The sequence below is a fragment of the Antarctobacter sediminis genome (genome assembly GCF_019218285.1).
Lineage (GTDB): Bacteria > Pseudomonadota > Alphaproteobacteria > Rhodobacterales > Rhodobacteraceae > Antarctobacter > Antarctobacter sediminis.
Map to the genome: position 1 here is coordinate 946,347 of NZ_JAHUZG010000002.1, position 17,538 is coordinate 963,884.

Annotated in this window: 13 protein-coding genes; 11 read left to right on the plus strand and 2 right to left on the minus strand. The window is 62.1% G+C overall.

Annotated elements, in window-relative coordinates:
- The first annotated feature begins 65 nt into the window (after positions 1–65).
- The 10 genes from KJP30_RS12545 to KJP30_RS12590 all read left to right on the plus strand — a co-directional run bounded on the left by KJP30_RS12545 (position 66) and on the right by KJP30_RS12590 (position 10,733).
- A complete protein-coding gene (locus KJP30_RS12545) occupies positions 66–1,532 on the plus strand; it encodes an aminotransferase class V-fold PLP-dependent enzyme (protein WP_218449615.1) in 1,467 nt (488 codons plus the stop codon).
- Complete coding sequence (locus KJP30_RS12550; RefSeq protein WP_218449616.1) at positions 1,529–2,875, plus strand: MFS transporter; 1,347 nt, start codon at positions 1,529–1,531, stop codon at positions 2,873–2,875. The genes KJP30_RS12545 and KJP30_RS12550 overlap by 4 nt, the downstream gene beginning before the upstream one ends.
- Positions 2,876–2,909: 34 nt before the next feature.
- Positions 2,910–4,376, plus strand: coding sequence for an NAD(P)-binding domain-containing protein (locus tag KJP30_RS12555; protein WP_218449617.1), 1,467 nt, complete (start codon positions 2,910–2,912; stop codon positions 4,374–4,376).
- Complete coding sequence (locus tag KJP30_RS12560; RefSeq protein WP_218449618.1) at positions 4,376–4,855, plus strand: hypothetical protein; 480 nt, start codon at positions 4,376–4,378, stop codon at positions 4,853–4,855. The genes KJP30_RS12555 and KJP30_RS12560 overlap by 1 nt, the downstream gene beginning before the upstream one ends.
- Entirely contained in the window at positions 4,852–5,442 is a 591-nt protein-coding gene (locus tag KJP30_RS12565; protein WP_218449619.1) for a peroxidase-related enzyme, read from the plus strand. Before KJP30_RS12560 ends, KJP30_RS12565 begins: the two co-directional genes overlap by 4 nt.
- Positions 5,443–5,525: 83 nt before the next feature.
- Entirely contained in the window at positions 5,526–6,623 is a 1,098-nt protein-coding gene (locus tag KJP30_RS12570) for an NAD/NADP octopine/nopaline dehydrogenase family protein (protein WP_343222767.1), read from the plus strand.
- A 51-nt stretch (positions 6,624–6,674) separates the two neighbouring features.
- On the plus strand, positions 6,675–7,784 hold the full coding sequence (locus KJP30_RS12575; RefSeq protein ID WP_218449621.1) for an ABC transporter substrate-binding protein: 1,110 nt from the start codon (positions 6,675–6,677) through the stop codon (positions 7,782–7,784).
- Positions 7,785–7,857: 73 nt separating this feature from the next.
- Positions 7,858–8,844 (plus strand): ABC transporter permease, encoded by a 987-nt coding sequence (locus tag KJP30_RS12580; RefSeq protein WP_218449622.1) that lies wholly within the window; start codon positions 7,858–7,860, stop codon positions 8,842–8,844.
- Between the two features lie 14 nt (positions 8,845–8,858).
- Complete coding sequence (locus tag KJP30_RS12585) at positions 8,859–9,644, plus strand: ABC transporter permease (RefSeq protein ID WP_218450142.1); 786 nt, start codon at positions 8,859–8,861, stop codon at positions 9,642–9,644.
- Between the two features lie 3 nt (positions 9,645–9,647).
- Positions 9,648–10,733: an ABC transporter ATP-binding protein gene (locus tag KJP30_RS12590; protein ID WP_218449623.1), complete on the plus strand. Its 1,086-nt coding sequence runs from the start codon at positions 9,648–9,650 to the stop codon at positions 10,731–10,733.
- 99 nt (positions 10,734–10,832) lie between these two features.
- On the opposite strand, the gene KJP30_RS12595 is transcribed toward KJP30_RS12590, so the two are convergent.
- Entirely contained in the window at positions 10,833–14,744 is a 3,912-nt protein-coding gene (locus KJP30_RS12595; protein WP_218449624.1) for an ExeM/NucH family extracellular endonuclease, read from the minus strand.
- A 258-nt stretch (positions 14,745–15,002) separates the two neighbouring features.
- Positions 15,003–16,229 (minus strand): ROK family transcriptional regulator, encoded by a 1,227-nt coding sequence (locus KJP30_RS12600; RefSeq protein WP_218449625.1) that lies wholly within the window; start codon positions 16,227–16,229, stop codon positions 15,003–15,005.
- 215 nt (positions 16,230–16,444) lie between these two features.
- Here KJP30_RS12600 and KJP30_RS12605 point away from each other — a divergent pair, with 215 nt between their 5' ends.
- Positions 16,445–17,470 carry a sugar ABC transporter substrate-binding protein gene (locus tag KJP30_RS12605; RefSeq protein WP_218449626.1) on the plus strand — a complete coding sequence of 342 codons (1,026 nt, stop codon included), beginning with the start codon at positions 16,445–16,447 and terminating at the stop codon, positions 17,468–17,470.
- Positions 17,471–17,538: the final 68 nt, after the last annotated feature.

Below are 17,538 nucleotides of genomic sequence, written 5' to 3' on the forward strand. Positions count from 1 at the left end.
TTGCGTCATCATGAACAGAACAAACTCATGGCCCGACAGCCGGGCCGAAACCCCAAGGGGACAAGATGACCGCGCTCGAAGACTTCAAGGCCGCGCTGAACAGCGGCGATGGCGATATTCACGACCGGATCCGAAAGGGACTGATCGGCGAGGATGTCCGCATCGACGGCCCTTATGGCCCGCGCCCCCTGGTCTATGCCGATTACGTTGCTTCGGGGCGCGCGCTGACGCAGGTCGAAGATTTCATCCGCGACCGCGTGCTGCCCTACTACGCCAACACTCATACCCAGGCTTCGTTCTGCGGCGAATACATGACCCGCCTGCGCGAGGCCGCCCGGGCCGAGATCGCGCGACTGGTCAACGCCGGGCCAGAAATGAGCGTCGTGTTTACCGGCGCGGGATCCACGGCGGGGATCAACCGGATCGTCGGTCTGTTGGATATCGCGCCGCGCGTGCGCGCCGGACAGCGCGTGGTTGTGCTGACCGGACCATATGAACATCACTCGAATATCCTGCCGTGGCGCGAATCCGGGGCCGAGGTGATCGAAATCGCCGAGGCCACGGCCGGCGGAGTCGACATGGACGACCTGACAGCGGCACTGAGCGCCGCACAGGGGGCCGACCTGATTGTAGGCACCTTCTCGGCGGCTTCGAATGTGACCGGCATCCTGACCGACGTGGACACCGTGACCCGCACGCTCAAGGCGCATGGCGCGCTGGCAGTCTGGGATTATGGCTGTGCCGGTCCCTACGTGACGATGGACATGAAGCCGGGCACCGATGCCCGGAAAGATGCCATTGTCTTTTCCGTTCACAAGTTCCCCGGCGGTCCCGGGTCCAGTGGTGTCGCAATCATCCGCGACGGGATCGCCCGCCGTGCCACCCCGACTCTCCCCGGCGGCGGCACGGTCAGTTTCGTCTCTCCTTGGGGGCACGTCTATTCCGGCAGCCTGACAGCCCGCGAAGAGGGTGGCACGCCCAACGTGACCGGAGACATCCGCGCTGCGCTGGCCATGCTGGTGAAAGACGCGCTGGGACAGCAATGGCTGGACAGCCGTCAGCAAGAACTGCGCCAACGCGCACTCAAGGTCTGGGCCCAGAATGACCGGATCGAATTGCTGGGCAAACCGAATGCTACGGCCTTGCCGATCTTTTCGTTCCGGGTGCGGAACGAAAACGGCGGATTGGTGCATCATCAGTTTTTCACCCGCCTGCTGAGCGACATGACCGGCGTTCAAGCGCGCGGAGGTTGTGCCTGCGCAGGGCCATACGGCCACCGGTTGCTGGGACTGGATCGCGCGGATTCCGACGCAACGATCGCCGCGCTGGAAAACGGTGAAGAAACCGCCAAGCCCGGCTGGGTGCGGCTTAATCTTTCGGCGCTCATGAGCAATGAGAAGGCAGATTTGGTCATCGCGGCGGTGGACAATCTGGCACGCATCGCCCCAGACTATGCGAAAGACTATCGCGTCGACACCAGTACCGCCCGGTTCAACGTCGATCCTCACCGCAAGGATTCCCTCGCCTCATGACCGAAGCTCGGATAAGCCCGATCGCCAATCCGTCGTTCCGCACGCTATTCGCCGCTCAGGTGTTTTCGCTATTGGCGATTGGCCTGATGACGGTGGCCATGTCCTTGGCAGCCTATCGCATTGGCGGAACGGCCGCGGCCGGGCAGATCCTCGGATTTCTGCTGGCGGTCAAGATGATCGCCTACGTTGGCATTTCGCCATTGGCCGAAGCGCTGTTCGCAGGCCGCCCGCGCAAACGAGTGATGGTGGGGCTGGATCTTGGCCGGATGCTGCTGTTGCTGCCGATGGCCTTCGCCTCGGAGGTCTGGCAGATCGCCGCCCTGGCGCTGCTGTTCTTTGCGGTCTCTTCGGGGTTTACGCCGATCTTTCAGTCCGTGATCCCCGACGTGTTGCCCGAAGAACGCGCCTACAGTCGCGCGCTGGTCTGGTCGCGGATCGCCTACACACTGGAATCCGTGCTGTCCCCGATCATCGCCGCCATGGTACTGCAACTTGTGTCCGCAGAGTTCCTGTTCTGGGTGGCCGCGCTGGCCTTTGTCGGCTCGATCCTCTCGCTGCTTGTGACCCGCTTTCCGTCCGAAAAAGGCGACCGCCGCAAGGGACCGTTCCTGAAACGTGCGCTGAAGGGGCTGGACATCTACCGCCGCACGCCGCGTCTGCGCGGGCTGTTCCTGCTGAACTTCGCGCTGTCGCTGAGCATGGCCTGGGTTCTGGTGAACTCGGTCGTACTGGCCGAACTGCGTTTCGGCGACACGGAACGCTACTACCCGATCCTCATGGCCTTTTACGGGCTGGGTGCCGCGATTGGGGCCATTGTCGTCCCGCGCCTGATCGAGGCGTTCGGAGAGCGCCACCTGATGGTGGCAGGCGCAGTGATGCACGCGGTCGTGGGGCTTGGGATCGCCATGCCGCTTGGCTTCGCCGGAACAATGGCCCTTTGGGTCGGGTTTGGTCTGGCTTCTTCGCTGGTGCTGACGCCCGGCGGGCTGGTCATCACGCGCTCGGCCAAGTCCACGGACCGGCCCGCCGTCTTTGCGGCACAGTTTTCGCTGTCCCATGCGGGGTGGCTGATCGCCTATCCGCTGGCCGGGCAATTGGGCGCACTGGCCGGGCTGTCGCCCGCGCTGCTGATCCTTTCCGGCCTGACATTGGCCGTCGCGCTTTTGGCCACCCGGGTTTGGCCCGCAGAGGATCCGCTGGCCCGCGAACATGATCACCCGGAACTGCCCGAGGACCACCCGCACCTGCGCGAGGCCCCGGCGCATGGGCCCGACCACCGGCACGCCCATGCCTTCCACATCGACGAGCTTCACCCGAGCTGGTCCGGCAGCCGCCCTGCCTGATCGCGCCCGGGACAAGACTGACAGGAAAGACGATATGACAGAGCACAACGCATCTCCGATCGACGGCCAAGGCCTGCCCGCACTGGAGGCACGGCTGCACGAGAACCTCAAGTTCCTCTGCTGGCCGGGCAAGGACTGGGTCCCGCCACGCCAAGGCGTGACGGATGTGGTCATCATCGGTGGCGGCATGTGTGGCATGGTCGCGTGGATGGCGATGAAGACCGGCGGCATCCATAACATGCGCGTTCTGGACCGTTCGCCCGAAGGACTGGAAGGCCCGTGGCTGACCTATGCCCGCATGGAAACGCTCCGCTCTCCGAAAGAGCTGACCGGCCCGGCCTATGGACAGGGTGCGCTAAGCTTTCAGGCTTGGTATCGGGCGCAATTCGGCACCGCCGACTGGGAAAAGCTGGACAAGATCCCGCGCCCGATGTGGATGGAATATCTCAAGTGGTATCGGCAGGTCTTGCAGATCCCCACGGAAAACGGTGTTTCGGTCGATTTGGTCGAACCTGAGGGCGACCTGCTGCGCCTGCATGTTTCCGGCGCCAAGGAAGACACGATCCTTTGCCGCAAACTGATCTTTGCCACGGGTCGCGATGGCACCGGCCAACCGAACATCCCCGGCTTTGTCGACGGGCTGGACCGGAAATACTGGGCACACAGTGCGGATGAGATCGACTTTGCCGCGCTCAAGGGCAAGCGCGTCGCGGTGGTTGGCGTCGGGGCCTCGGCCGTAGACAACGCCGCCGAGGCGCTGGAACATGGCGCGGCCGAAGTGCGCCACCTGATCCGCCGCAAGGAAATGCCCACGATCAACAAGATGATGGGCATCGGTTCTTTCGGGTTCACCGCCGGGTATGCCAGCTTGCCGGACGAATGGCGCTGGCGTTTCATGCAGTATTCCTTTGCCACCCAGACCCCGCCGCCGCATGGATCGACAAACCGGGTCAGCCGTCACCCGAACGCCTACTTCCATTTTGGCAAGGCAGTGCAATCCACGGTCGAACAAAACGGCGCGGTGACGGTCGGTTTTGCCGACGGCACCGAATACGAGGCGGATTTTGTCATTCTTGGCACAGGTTTTACCATTGATCCGCTGTCACGTACCGAATTCGGCGAGGCCGCAACCGACATTCTGCTGTGGCAGGATGTCTATACGCCCCCGGCGGATGAACCTTCGCGTGATCTGGGCCGTTTCCCCTATCTGAATCAGGATTTCACCTTCCGCGAAAAGGTGCCGGGCAAGGCCCCGTGGCTGGCCAATGTCTACTGCTTCAACTACGGCGCCTCTGCCAGCCTCGGCAAGGTCAGCGGCGACATTCCCGGCATCTCGGAAGGCGCAGGCTGGCTGGCACGCGAGGTGGCGGCCAAGCTTTATGCCGAAGACGTGGACCAGCATTGGCAGGCGATGATGGACTACGCCAAGCCGGAACTGGACGGCAGCGAATGGACCCCGTCCGAGCTGGTAACCGAAGACACGAAAGGGAAAGTGGCCTGATGGCTATGCAGACGACCGCGCTGAACAGTGCAGACGTGACCCCGGGCAGCGCCGTTGACGCCGCCGTGCAGGGACGCGCAAACATTTTTGAAATGACCCAGGCCGCCGAGGACGCAGTGATGCGGCCGACCGATACAGGCTCGTTCAGCCACGCCTTGCGCGCCGCACTGGCCGCCCGGATCGCGCGGCTGAACGACGAACCCGAACTGGCTGCGCGCTATGCCAAAGACGCCGGTGACTTTGCCACGCTGGCCGATCCGACAAAGGACGGCTCCGCACAGGATCTGGCGGCCATCACCGCTTTCATGGACAAGGTCGCCGCCGACACGCGGCGCGTTGCGGCCCCCGACATCTCGGGCCTGCAAGCAGCCGGGATCGCCGATGCGGACATTGTGCGCCTGTGCGAGCTGAACGCCTTTCTTGCCTACCAGATCCGCGTGATCGCGGGACTGCGCCTGATGAAAGGGGCCTACGAATGAACAAGGTCATCACCAAATTCACTCGCAACGTGCCGCATTGGCAACCGCGCGTGACACCCGTCGACCTGCAAGAGGCCAGCGAGGAACAACTGGACGCGCTGAAGGTCACGCCGTCGAACACCAAAGTGTCGGAATACGTACTGACTCTGGCGCATGACGTCGAAAGCCTGAAGGTCCGTTCGCCCCTGTTCAACGCGATCATGTACGACAAGGGCGGGATGAGCCGGGCAGAGCGTGAGCTGGGCGCGCTTGGCGCGTCGATGGTCAATCACTGCATCTATTGCGCCGCCGTACACGCGGCCCGTCACGCGCAGATCGAGAAATCGACCGAGGTCACGGACAAATTGTTCCGCGATGGCGCGAAGGCCGATCTTGGTCCGCGCGACCGGGCGATCTTTGACTTTGCCGTGGCCCTGTCGGAATGCCCCTCGCAAGCGGGCCCCGAGCACATGGAGGCCCTCAAGACCGCCGGGCTGGACGAAGCCGAAGTGCTGGACCTGATCCTGTCTGCATCGCTGTTTGGTTGGGCAAACCGCCTGATGCATGTGCTGGGAGACCCGGTAAGGCTTGCAGAAACCGCCGAATGACGGCAAAATTCTGATATAGCGGATTAAATTCCGCTATTGCAATGCAATCAAAGGTTGAGGCCGCAAGGCCTGAAAGGAAAGACGTGGGGAAGACGGTAGGACTGGCGGGCGCAGGCTCGATCGCATTCGGGACGGCAGCGCTGTTGCATGAGGCGGGCCATGACCCGATGCTCTGGTCGCCTTCGGGCAAGGGAACAACAGAACTGGCCGGGGGCGCGGCGCTGACCGCCACCGGCGCGCTGGAAACGACCCTCGCCCCACGTATCGCCGACAGCGCCGAGACGCTGGCGCGCGAAAATGACGTGCTGATGATCACCCTGCCCGGTTACGGCCACAAGGCGGTGTTGGATGCGCTGGCCCCGCATATCGGCCCCCACCATCAGGTCATCATTTCGTCCCACGCGTCTTTTGGCGCGGTCTATCTTGCGCAACTTCTTGCGGATCGCGGCATCTCCGTTCCGATCACGGCATGGGGCACGACGATCTGCACCGGCCGCCGCCAGTCGGGGACAGAAGTGAAGGTCAACACCGTGCGCAGCCGCGTCGACCTTTGCACCGTCCCAGAGGACCGTTCGCGCGAAGCCCTGGCCCTGTGCCAAGAGCTGTTTGGCGACAGGTTCCAGCCGCGCGACGGCTTGCTGGCGATTACGCTGTCCAACCTGAACCCGCAGAACCACATGGGCATCGCCCTGGGCAACATCACCCGAATGGAACGGGGCGAAACATGGAGCCAGGGCCAGAACGTGACGCCCAAGGTGGGCCGCCTGCTGGAACAGCTGGATCTGGAACGGCTGGAGATCGCCAAGGCGCTGGGGCTGGAGGTCAAGACGATCTTCGAGCACTTTCACCTGTCCTTTCACGTGCCCATCGCCTCGATTTCCGAGATGAACCAGCAGATGCACGCGGCCGGCAATGGCGGTGTCGGACCGGCAACCGCCGACAGCCGCTATGTCACCGAAGACGTGCCCTATGGGCTGGTCGCCACGGCGGTTCTGGGTCGCCTGACCGGCCATCCCGCGACCCTGCACGAGGCGGGTACGCGCATCTTCTCGGCCATGTACGACCGCGATTTCGAGGCCGAGAACGAGATCCTGACTGCGCTGGAGCTGGACCGCTACAGCCTCGACGATCTGAAACGAGCGGCCAAGACCGGCTTGCTGAAACAGCCCGCCGCCGCCTGAGCCCGAACCAATAACAAGAAGCAGACCACTGGACCAACAAGGAGAGACCAAATGTCGAAACTAATCCTGAACCGCCGCCGGTTCCTGAACACGGCCGCCGCCACCGGCGCCATGCTTGCCAGCCCGGCCTATCTGCGCCGCGCCTCGGCCCAGTCGGGCGGCGAGGTCAATATCTGGACCTACAACAACTTCGTCCCCGAAGCCTTCAAAAAGCAGTTTGAGGCCGACACCGGCATCAAGGTCAACGTGCGCCTGGTCGACGACCAGGGCAAGCAGTTCAACCTGCTGGCCGCCGAACAGCCCAACCCGACCGTCGACATCATGACCGTCGCCGGCCACCGCTTTCTCCAGTTCATCGACAGCGAATTGCTGGCCCCGCTGGACACCGACCGCCTGACAAACTGGAACAAGATCAACCCGACCTTCTCGGAAAGCGACTGGTCGACGATCAATGGCAACAAGTGGGGCGCGCCGATCCTGTCGGGCATGGAAGTGCTGTCTTACAACTCGGAAATCGTCAGCGAAGAAGAAGCGCTGACCTGGGACACGCTGTTCAGCGAGAAATACAAAGGCCAGACCGCGTATATCATTCAGGACATGATGAGCATCGTCATGCTGATGAAAGGATACGACGGCAACATGGTCGCCTACATGGACGACCCGGAAAAGGCCGCGGCCATCGTCGAGGAAGCCAAGCAGTTCCTGATCGAAAAGAAACCGCTGGTGCGCAAGTACTATGACGGCGGCGCCGAATTCCAGCAGATGATGGTGAACCAGGACATCGTTTTGGGCCATTCGTGGAACGGCCCCGCAGCGGCGTTGATCAACGACGGCTTCCCGCTGGGAATGGCGATCCCGAAAGAGGGTTCTTACGGCTTCGTCTACACCTACAACATCGCCAACAACGCGCCCAACGCGGACAACGCCTACACCTTCCTCGACGCGATCCTGTCGTCGCCGGAAATCGGCGCGGCGATGACCAAGGCATCGGGATTCATCTCGACCTACAAGGATGCGTCGAACTACCTGAACGATCTCGAAAAGAAATCGACCTCCTTCCCGGACGAGCAACTGGCCAACCTCCAGTTCTTCCGCGCCGAGGCGAACGAGATGAAATACGGCCTCGTCGACCCGGCCGTCGAGGCGATCAAGGCCGCCTGATCGCATCACTCACGGAACCTGCCCTTGTCCTGCCGCGCGCGGGGCAAGGGTACGCATGACCGAAAGACACCCGATGACTTATGACGCATCCGCTGAACAGGACGGACGAGCCATGGCGAAAGACAGCACGGACCGGACATTCTGGGGCCGTCTGGCCAACTGGGGCCCGTATCACACGCTGATGCGGCTGGCGACAGCCTCGCCCCGCCGACAATTCCTGATCCTCGCCGCCTTTCCGATCCTCTGGGTTCTGACCCAGCACCTTGGCCCGATGCTGCAAATGCTGCGGGTGTCGCTGACCGATGCCTACCCGGTTGCCCCGGGCGTGGAACAGCATTTCACCCTCGACAACTATGCCCGCTTCTTTGGGGACAGCATCTTTTGGATGCCGTTTTTCAGGACGCTGGTCTTTGCCGGGGTCTTTACCTTTTGCACACTGATCATCACCTATCCGGTGGCCTATTTCCTTGCCCGCCACGTCAGCCGCAAGAACCAGATGCTGTTCCTGCTGTTGCTGCTGATCCCCTTTTGGGTCGGAGAGATCGTGCGCACCTATGCCATCATGATCCTTCTGGGGAACACCGGCGCGGTGAACCTCGTGCTCAAGTACTTTGGCCTGATCGACCGGCCCATCCCCTTCATGTACACCAGCTTTTCCATGGGGGTCGGCATTGTCTACCTGACCGCGCTCTACATGCTGCTGCCGCTGTATTCCGCGCTGGAAAAACTGCCCAAAAGCATGAACGAAGCCGCCGCCGATCTGGGCGCGGGCGCATGGACCCGGTTCCGCCGCGTCTCGCTCCCGCTGACGATCGAAGGCATTTCTTCGGGCTGTACGCTGGTCTTCCTGATCTCCACCGGTTTCTACGCGACACCGGTTCTGCTGGGCGGCCCGTCGACCACGGTCTTTGCCGAAACCATCGCGGGTTTCTTCCACGTGGCGGGTGACCAATGGCCCACCGGCGCGGCCTTTGCCACGATCATGTTCTTGGCGGCCCTCGTCATCACCGCCACCTTCCAGCGCCTGATGAACGCGCTCCGCAAGGGAGAGAAGAAATGAACAACCGTCACGAGCTGTTTCGCGGCAACCGTATCTTTCTGGCCTGCATCTACTGGGCGTTTGTCCTCTACGTCTTTGTGCCGCTGATCCTGATGGTCATGATGGGCTTCAAGGACAGCAAGTTCATCGGCTTTCCAATCCGGTCCTGGACGCTGGATTGGTATACGGGCGTCTTTGCCGATACCGAGGTCCTGTCGACCTTCGGCTATTCCGTCGCCATCGCCGTGTTGTCGACGCTGATCTCGGTCTTTGTCGGCACATGGATCGCCGTGCTGCTGGAAGGGCGCAAATTCATGGGCCGCACCGTCACCTTCGGCCTGACGGTCCTGCCGGCACTGGTGCCGGGGATCATTTCGGCCATCGCGTTCCGCATCTATGCCCGCTGGCTGGGGATCGAACCCGGGATGGGCGCGATCATCTGGGCGCACGCGGTACATAATGTGCCCTTCGTCGCGCTGGTGGTCATGGCCCGGCTGTCCACCCTGCCGAAAAGCCAGATCGAGGCCGCGCGCGACCTTGGGGCAGATCCGCTGATTTCCTTCATGCGCGTGACCCTGCCCTATCTTGTGCCCGCCATCTTGGGTGCCTCGATCTTTTGCCTGCTGTTGTCCTTCGACGATTTTGTCCGCTCTTTCTTCCTGGGCGGGTACGAACCGACGCTGCCAGTGCTGATCTTTGCCAAGCTTCGTTCGGGCATGAGCCCGGAAATCAATGCCATCGCGACTGTCGCGCTGATCCTGACCGCCGTGATCGGCGTCTGGGCCGAGCGTTTCACCCGCCGCATGAACAAGGAATCCTGATCCATGAGTGAACAGACACCGCTTGTCCGTATCGAGGGCCTCTCCAAGCACTTCGGAGAGACCGTCGCACTCGACGACCTGACGCTGGACATCGCGCGCGGCGAGTTCGTCACCTTCCTCGGCCCGTCAGGCTGCGGCAAGTCCACGACCCTGCGTATCCTTGGCGGCTTTGAACGTCCCACCACCGGCCGGGTGATCCTTGACGGCGAGGACGTGACCAATGTGCCGCCTGAAAAACGCCACGTGAACATGGTGTTTCAGGACTACGCCCTGTTCCCGCATATGACGGTGGCACAGAACATCTCTTTCGGGCTGGAACTGAAGGGGATGGGCAAGGGCGATATCAAACGCCGGCTGGACGAAATCATGAGCTTTCTGGAACTGGACAGCTATGCCAGCCGCTATCCCGTGCAACTGTCAGGCGGTCAGCGTCAGCGCGTCGCGCTGGCCCGAGCGCTGGCACCCGATCCGGCGCTGCTGTTGCTGGATGAACCGCTGGGCGCACTGGACGCCAAGCTGCGCGGTCAGGTTCAGCAGGAACTGAAATCGATCCAGCGCCGCACCAGCAAAACGTTCTTCTTTGTCACCCACGATCAGGAAGAAGCGCTGACCATGTCCGACCGCATCGTGGTGATGAACAAGGGCCGGGTCGAACAGGACGGCACCCCGGAAGAACTGTACTTCCAGCCCGCCAGCCGCTTTGTGGCCGAGTTCATCGGCGAAACCAATCTGCTGTCCGGCTGGATGCGGGGACTGGACGGCGACAAGGTGGTGATGGACTGGGAAGGCACGACACTGTTCGGCCGCGCACCGTCAGGCGTGCCCGCCGAGGGCAAACCCATCACGGCTTCGGTCCGGTTGGAGAAACTGGGTTTCAGCGCCGAACGTCCTCAAACCGCCAACGCGGTGCAGGGGCGCGTGGTTGGCAAGACCTTCCTTGGCTCGCGCATGGCGATGGAGGTCGCCGTGGGCGACAAGGGCGACGCGATGCTCAAGGCCTATGTCGACGCAGAAACCGGCCAATCCGTGGGGGCTGACCCGATCTGGATCGGCTGGGAAGCGGACAACATGGCCGTGCTGAACGACTGACGGGCGCCCCGTGCGACAGGCCCGGGTGAAACACGCCCCGGGCAGGACAAGAAAGGCCGGAAGGGTTCCCTTCCGGCCTTTTTCATTGTGTCGCGATGCTCAGACCAGCGGCACGTCGCTGTCGTAGACAAAGCTGCGGTCGATCTCGTTTCCGGCGGCATCATAGGTGATGTCGATCCGGTGCCAGTCGTGGATGTCGCCCGCGTCCTGAATGGTCCGGCTGGTGATGACACCGTCAGCGAAGCTGCTGGTTGAGATCCGACCGTCGTCATAGGTCACGACGCGCGAAACCAGATCACCGCTCGCAGCATCGTAGTCGTTCTGCTGCTGCGCCCAGACAAAACTGTCGGCGGTATCCTCCATGACCCTCGAAACCCGCGCACCACCGCTGTAGGTGATGGTCGAGGTCCGCCCATCGTCATAGACGACCACATTCGACTGCAACTCGCCTGCACTGTCATAGGTCCGCAGGAAGCTGTCCCAATGCTGGGTATCGCCCAGATCGCGCCCGGTCACGGTGGAACGGACACCGCTTTCGTAGGTCGTTTCGATCACGCGACCATCATCATAGGTGAACTCACGCGCGATGCGCGACCCGTCCGAACCGCTGAATGTGTCGAAATAAGAGGTCCACGGCGTGGCATTGCCATTGTCGACGACAATCGCGCCTTCGTAGTCCAGCGCAAGGCCGACGATCACCGGATCATGATCCGAGGCGCGGAAGGGTTCGGATCCGTCAAAGATCGAACCGTCTTTGCCGAAGTCGAGGTTGTAATCGATGGCGTCCGGTTCATCCGCGTTGATTGCCCATTCCGAGGTGCCGGTGATCTGCGCCGTCAGCGGTTCGTTCGCAAAGGCATAGTCCAGCGTTCCCGTCAGACCGTCAAAGACAAAGGAGTAGGCATCCGGGCCGACGAATTTCTCGACCAGATCGGTAAAGCCAACCCCTTCAAGGTAGGTGATCGGATCTTCCATCGCGTAGGCGTTGAAGTCGCCCAGCAGCAGAACATCGTCGTCCCCCGAACCGGTCGGATCGGTGTCGAGCCAAGCATTTAGCGCGGTGACACCGTTCAGACGCATCTGGTTCGACGTCCCGACACCATCGTTCAGATCGGCATTGCCGGCGCCGGGCGCTTCGGACCCTTTGGACTTCATGTGGGTGACGACCACGTTAACCTTGGCACCGTTAGACAGCTGCTCAAAGGTCACAGCAATTGGCGAACGGTTTGTGCCCGCGCCGTCAAAGACCGGGCCCAGACTGTCCAGTCCCAGCGCGGTCAGATCCCCATCGGTCAGAACCTCGACCGTGGTGCCCGGCGCGATCTGCACCACTGCCGGCTTGTAGATCACGCCCACGGCGATGGCATCGCTGCCGACGAACCGGGTGCCCGGATCGACCCAAGCGTACGTGCCTGCGCCCAGTTCGGCGTTCAGATATTCGACCAGATGTTCAATCGCATTGCCATCGGCCCCGGCAAGGAAGTCATTTTCCAGTTCGACCAGACCAAGAATGTCGGCGTCCATCTCGATGATCGCTGTCGCCAGCTTTTCCAGCTGGCGGTTGTACTCGTCGATACTGTCGGCGCCGCGCGGATCAAAGCCATTGGCAGTGGTCACGCCGGTTTCGTCGATGGTCGAGAAGAAATTCAGCACGTTCAGGCTGGTGACTTTCAGAGTCCCGCCCACATCTGTCGGCGTGGTCGGACGCACGCTTTCCTTGGTAAAGCTGTTCTCACCGTCAAAGGTCGAGATCACCCGCCATGTCGCGCCCGAGGCCGAGTTGCCGGCCCACTGATAGGTCAGAACCCCCGAAAGATCGGTGATCGTGTCCCCCATCCGAATGTCCGAAGCGGTTGAAAAGACCGGACCAAACCCGTCAAGGTTGCCAATCAGTGCGTTCTGCTGCTGCAACCCGTCGTCATAGGTGATCGTGCGCGACCCAACATTCTGCAAGAAGGCATCATACCCCGCTGCATCCGGTGTGTTGGTCTGGGTGTACTGCTGTTCACGTCCCCCCTGGATCAGCTTGATCTCGTTGAAACGGTCAAGTTGGAACATCTCGGAAATCGTCAGCTCATCCGAGAAGGTGACGCGCATACCTTCATATGCTTCGAGATCCGGCTGATAGTCGCCATCCTGATTGGTGGTCACCGAAGCCGAGGGCAGCGAGATGACCGAGGCCGTGGGCAGGGTGCCCGCCGACCCGACAACCGTGACGCTGGTCACATTGGAAATCTGGGTTTCGCCAAATCGCTCTTGTACCGTGCCGGTGACCTGAACGATGTCCCCGACGTTGACGTCGATGCCGGGCGCGCTGCCGTCAAAGACAAAGATGCCTTCGGAGGTCAGCAGGTTGCCGTCCACATCGGCGTCTTCTTCCTGAAGATAGAAACCGCGCATATTGCGGGCTGTGTCCGCGTCGCCGTCCTGAAAATCGCCCACGACGACCGCTTCGACGGTCACGGTCTGGCCGACCAGAGGGCTGGTGTCGGTCGCGCCCTGAATGTCGTGGATGGCGGTGATGCCTACGTCATCGGTCTGGATCGTGCCATCCGCTGCCGCCGTGGCGATGGTGGCCCCACCGGTCGCATTGGACAGGGTGACGGTAAAGGCTTCGTCGAACTCGATATCCGTGTCGCCAGACACCTGAACCGTGATGAGCTTCGAGGTTTCACCCGCCGCGAAGCTGACGGTGCCCGACGGCAGCGCGCCGCCGAAATCCGCTGCATCCACATCGGTTCCGCTGACGGCATAGTCGACATCCGTTGCGCCCGAGGTGTCGCCGGAACGGGTGACGGTAAAGGTAAAGTCGACGGTGCCGCTGTCGCCTTCGGCCTTCATCGCATCGGTGGCGGCGATAGCCAGAACCGTACCGGCAGGCGGCGTCGGCGTGCCATGGCTGCCCAGCCCGTCAAAGCTGTCCTGTGCGAACCCTGTCCACTCGGCGCTGGGGTCAAAGGCGTCGGACCCGTCGGCATCTCCGCTGAAGACCGAACCGTCACGGCGCAGGGTTTCGTTCTGGGTGCCGATGCCGCCACCAGACCATTCGCTGCCCGGATCAGTGCCGATCTGGCCGATCACGTCGATGATAACGCCGTTCTTTTTCAGCACGATGGCGTCGTCGCCGTTGAAGAAACTGGCGTTGCTGGTCTGATCCGCCTCGGCCAGAATAGCCGCCGTCGCGTCATCATCGGCCAGCACGAAAACGTCACCTGCGGCCACGGTGCCGGTCAGCGAAATGGTCGTGCCCGGGCTGGTGCCTCCGTTGAAATAGAATTCAACGGTATAGCCCGCCGCCGCAAGATCGATGGGCGCACCGGTGCCATTGTAGATCTCCAGCGCCTTGTTGTTCGATGACCCCTCGACGTATTCCGAGAAGAAAAGCTCGGTCGGACCTGCGGGTGCGGGCACCGTGACAGAGATGTTGTCCAGCCCCAGTTCATCGCGCGAACCGCCGCCGGTGGCGTCATCGGTCTGCCACTGGATGTACATGGTCTCGCCGGCCGCAAGGCTGAAACCGGTCAGCGTGGTGCTGCGGGCCACGGTCTGAAAGCCCAGCGCATCCGCGACTTCGGGGCTGGTATAGTCCAGCGCGGCAACCGCCGTGTAGGTCGCATCGTCCAGCGACCACGCGAAATTCATCGTATTGGCGCGCGGCTGGTCGTTGTTGACCATGATGTCATAGGACACATCCAGCGAGGTGATCGTGCTGCCGGTGTCATTGGTGACCCTGAGGGTGATTGTCCCCGGGGTCACGTCCGACCCTGTCGGCTGAAAGCCGAGAAAGGTGTTGCCGCTGACCTGAAAGGCATAAACGCCACCAGAGCTGACGCCGCCGTCCGCATCGGTGCCGCGCGCGTAATCGCCGCTGTCGAAAGTGCCGCCAAAGCTGGTCGCGCCATCGGACAGGCCCGTGACCCGCCACAGGTCGGAATCAAGCTGGCCGGCGGTCGGAACCGGCGCAAAGCCTGCGCCCGTGAAGGATTCAAAATCTACAGAAACGTTGGTCATCAAGCACCCTCTAGCTATCTCGCCCAAGGGCACCCCCCCTGTCGCGGCCCGTTGACCCGGAAAATTCGGACGACAGGCCGCAGCGGAGCTAAGATGGATCAGCAACACCGCTTCAACGAAAAGATTAAAGTTTTGTAAACATTTTCAGCTTCGCCAAGGTCGCCCTCATGCGTCAATGGGCAATCATGCCCCAAGCTCTTGCGGCACAGCAAAAAACGGCATCACGAAATCCACGCGCCAATAATTCGGGCGTGGCCGTCAGGTCTTGAGAAAGGCGTTCCGGTCAACAAGGAACCGATCGGACAACGCTAGGCTGGCAGCGCCCAGCGCGCGGGCGTCGCGGCCTATGCTGCCTTCGCGCAGGTCAGGCACTTCGATACCCGCGACGCGGATCTCGTTCAGGCGTCGGGCGGTCTGCGCAACAAGCGCCGCCCGCACTGGCTCTGGCAGCCAGCCATCGATCACGACGCTTTCGAAATCGATCAGGCAGGACGCCGAAAGGATCGCATAGGCCAGCCCTTCGGTTGCCTTGGCGATCCAGTCATCAAGCACGCCATCGGGCAGGCTCCATTGCGAGGGATCGTCCCAAATCATGCCGCTGTCGCCACCAGCCTCCAGCACCAGTTGCTCAAGCGTATAGATCGAGGCGACATCCACCAGTTGGCGCACCTTTGCGCCACGGATCCCGATGGGCAACGAGGCCAGCGCAGCGGCATTGCCACTGCGCCCGGTGAACACCGTGTTGTCGATCACAAGGCCGCCTCCGACGAAGAACCCGACGAAGAAATAGAGGAAGTCGCGCGGTTTGTTCTGATCGCCAAAGACCAGTTCGGCCCCGCAGGCCGCCGATCCATCGTTGCGCATGTAGACCGGGAAATCCCATGCATCGGCGATTTCGGTCGCGATGTCCCGATCGCGCCATGCCTCCATTTCATCGGCCGCCAGCCCCAGCGGACCGGCCCAGTCCCACAAGCGAAAGGGAATCGCGATGCCAAGCCCGGCCACACGCGCACGGTTCTGCGGCGTCATTTGGTCCAGCAGTTGTGTAATCGCGATATTCGCAAAGCGCACCACGCTGTCCGGCGTCGGATACCGATGCGACAGGTGCACGCGCCCTTCGACGTGGCCGTGAAAATCGGTCAGGATAAGGTCCAGCGACCGCCGCCCAACCTTGAGTCCCAGAAAGAACGCGCCGTTGCGCGCCAGTCCCATGGGAACCGAAGGCTGACCGACCTTGCCGCGAACCGGTTCGCCCTTTTCCAGCAAGCCGTCCTTTTCCAGCGCCCGCATGATGACCGACACTGTCTGAGCCGACAGGCCGGTACGCCGCGCGATCTCGGCCTTGGCCAGCGGTCCGTACTGACGAACAAGCGACAGGACGAGACGTTCGTTATGGGCGCGTACACCGCTTTGGTTCGACCCGCGCACACTGTCGGGCGGACCGGCGGCCCCCTCCCCTTCTCCCTTGGTGGTGTCCAGTTTCATTTGTCCGCTCTCGTTTTCTGTCACGGTTACTACCCTGAAAGACTCCATGTTCGGAGGGCTTCTGTCAATAATAAATAAAGTGGATTTATTAATGTTGACAGGAGCGGCGCGAATCTGTTTTCTAGGCCTTGCAGGGAGGGAGTTTCCCGCCCTTCGGCCCGAATCATTTCCGCGTTGGGCCTGCGGACCGTCGAAAGACACTCTGGGAGGATAACATGAAAAAGCTTCTGACTGGCTCGGCCATTGCCCTGACCGCCGCCGTTTTCGCTTCTGGCGCCAGCGCCGCAAGCCATGGGATCAGCGCCTGCCTGATCACCAAGACCGACACCAACCCCTTCTTCGTCAAGATGAAGGAAGGCGCCACCGCCAAGGCCGAAGAGCTGGGCATCACGCTCAAGAGCTTTGCCGGCAAGATCGACGGCGACCATGAAACCCAGGTTCAGGCTATCGAAACCTGCATCGCAGATGGTGCGAAGGGCATCCTGCTGACCGCGTCCGACACCTCGTCGATCGTCCCTGCGGTTCAGCAGGCGCGCGACGCGGGCATCCTTGTCATCGCGCTGGACACGCCTCTGGATCCGATCGACGCAGCGGATGCGACCTTTGCCACCGACAACTTCCTTGCCGGTGAACTGATCGGCCAGTGGGCCGCCGCCAAGCTGGGTGACGATGCCGCCGACGCCAAGATCGCCATGCTGGACCTTGCCGTATCGCAGCCGACCGTTGGCGTCCTGCGCGATCAGGGCTTCCTTCAGGGCTTTGGCATCGACCTTGGCGACCCCGGCAAATGGGGCGACGAGACCGACCCGCGCATCGTCGGGAACGACGTGACCCAAGGCAACGAGGAAGGCGGCCGCCGCGCGATGGAAAACCTGCTGGCGCAGGACCCTTTCATCAACGTGGTCTACACCATCAACGAACCCGCAGCCGCGGGGGCCTATGAGGCGCTCAAGGCCATCGGCCGTGAAAACGACGTGCTGATCGTTTCGGTCGACGGCGGTTGCCCCGGCGTTCAGAACATCGCGGACGGCGTGATCGGCGCGACCTCGCAGCAGTACCCGCTGCGCATGGCCTCGCTGGGCATCGAGGCCATCAAGAAATGGGCCGACGAAGGCGTGAAGCCCGAGCCGACCGAGGGCAAGGACTTCTTCGACACCGGCGTGGCTCTGGTCACCGACGAGGCCGTCGAAGGTGTTGACTCGATCACCGTCAAGGAAGGCATGGACCTCTGCTGGGGCTGATCTCCCGGACCTGACGACACGCGAAGGGGCGGTGCCCGCCCCTTCGTCATGGACGCATTGCCAGCCTG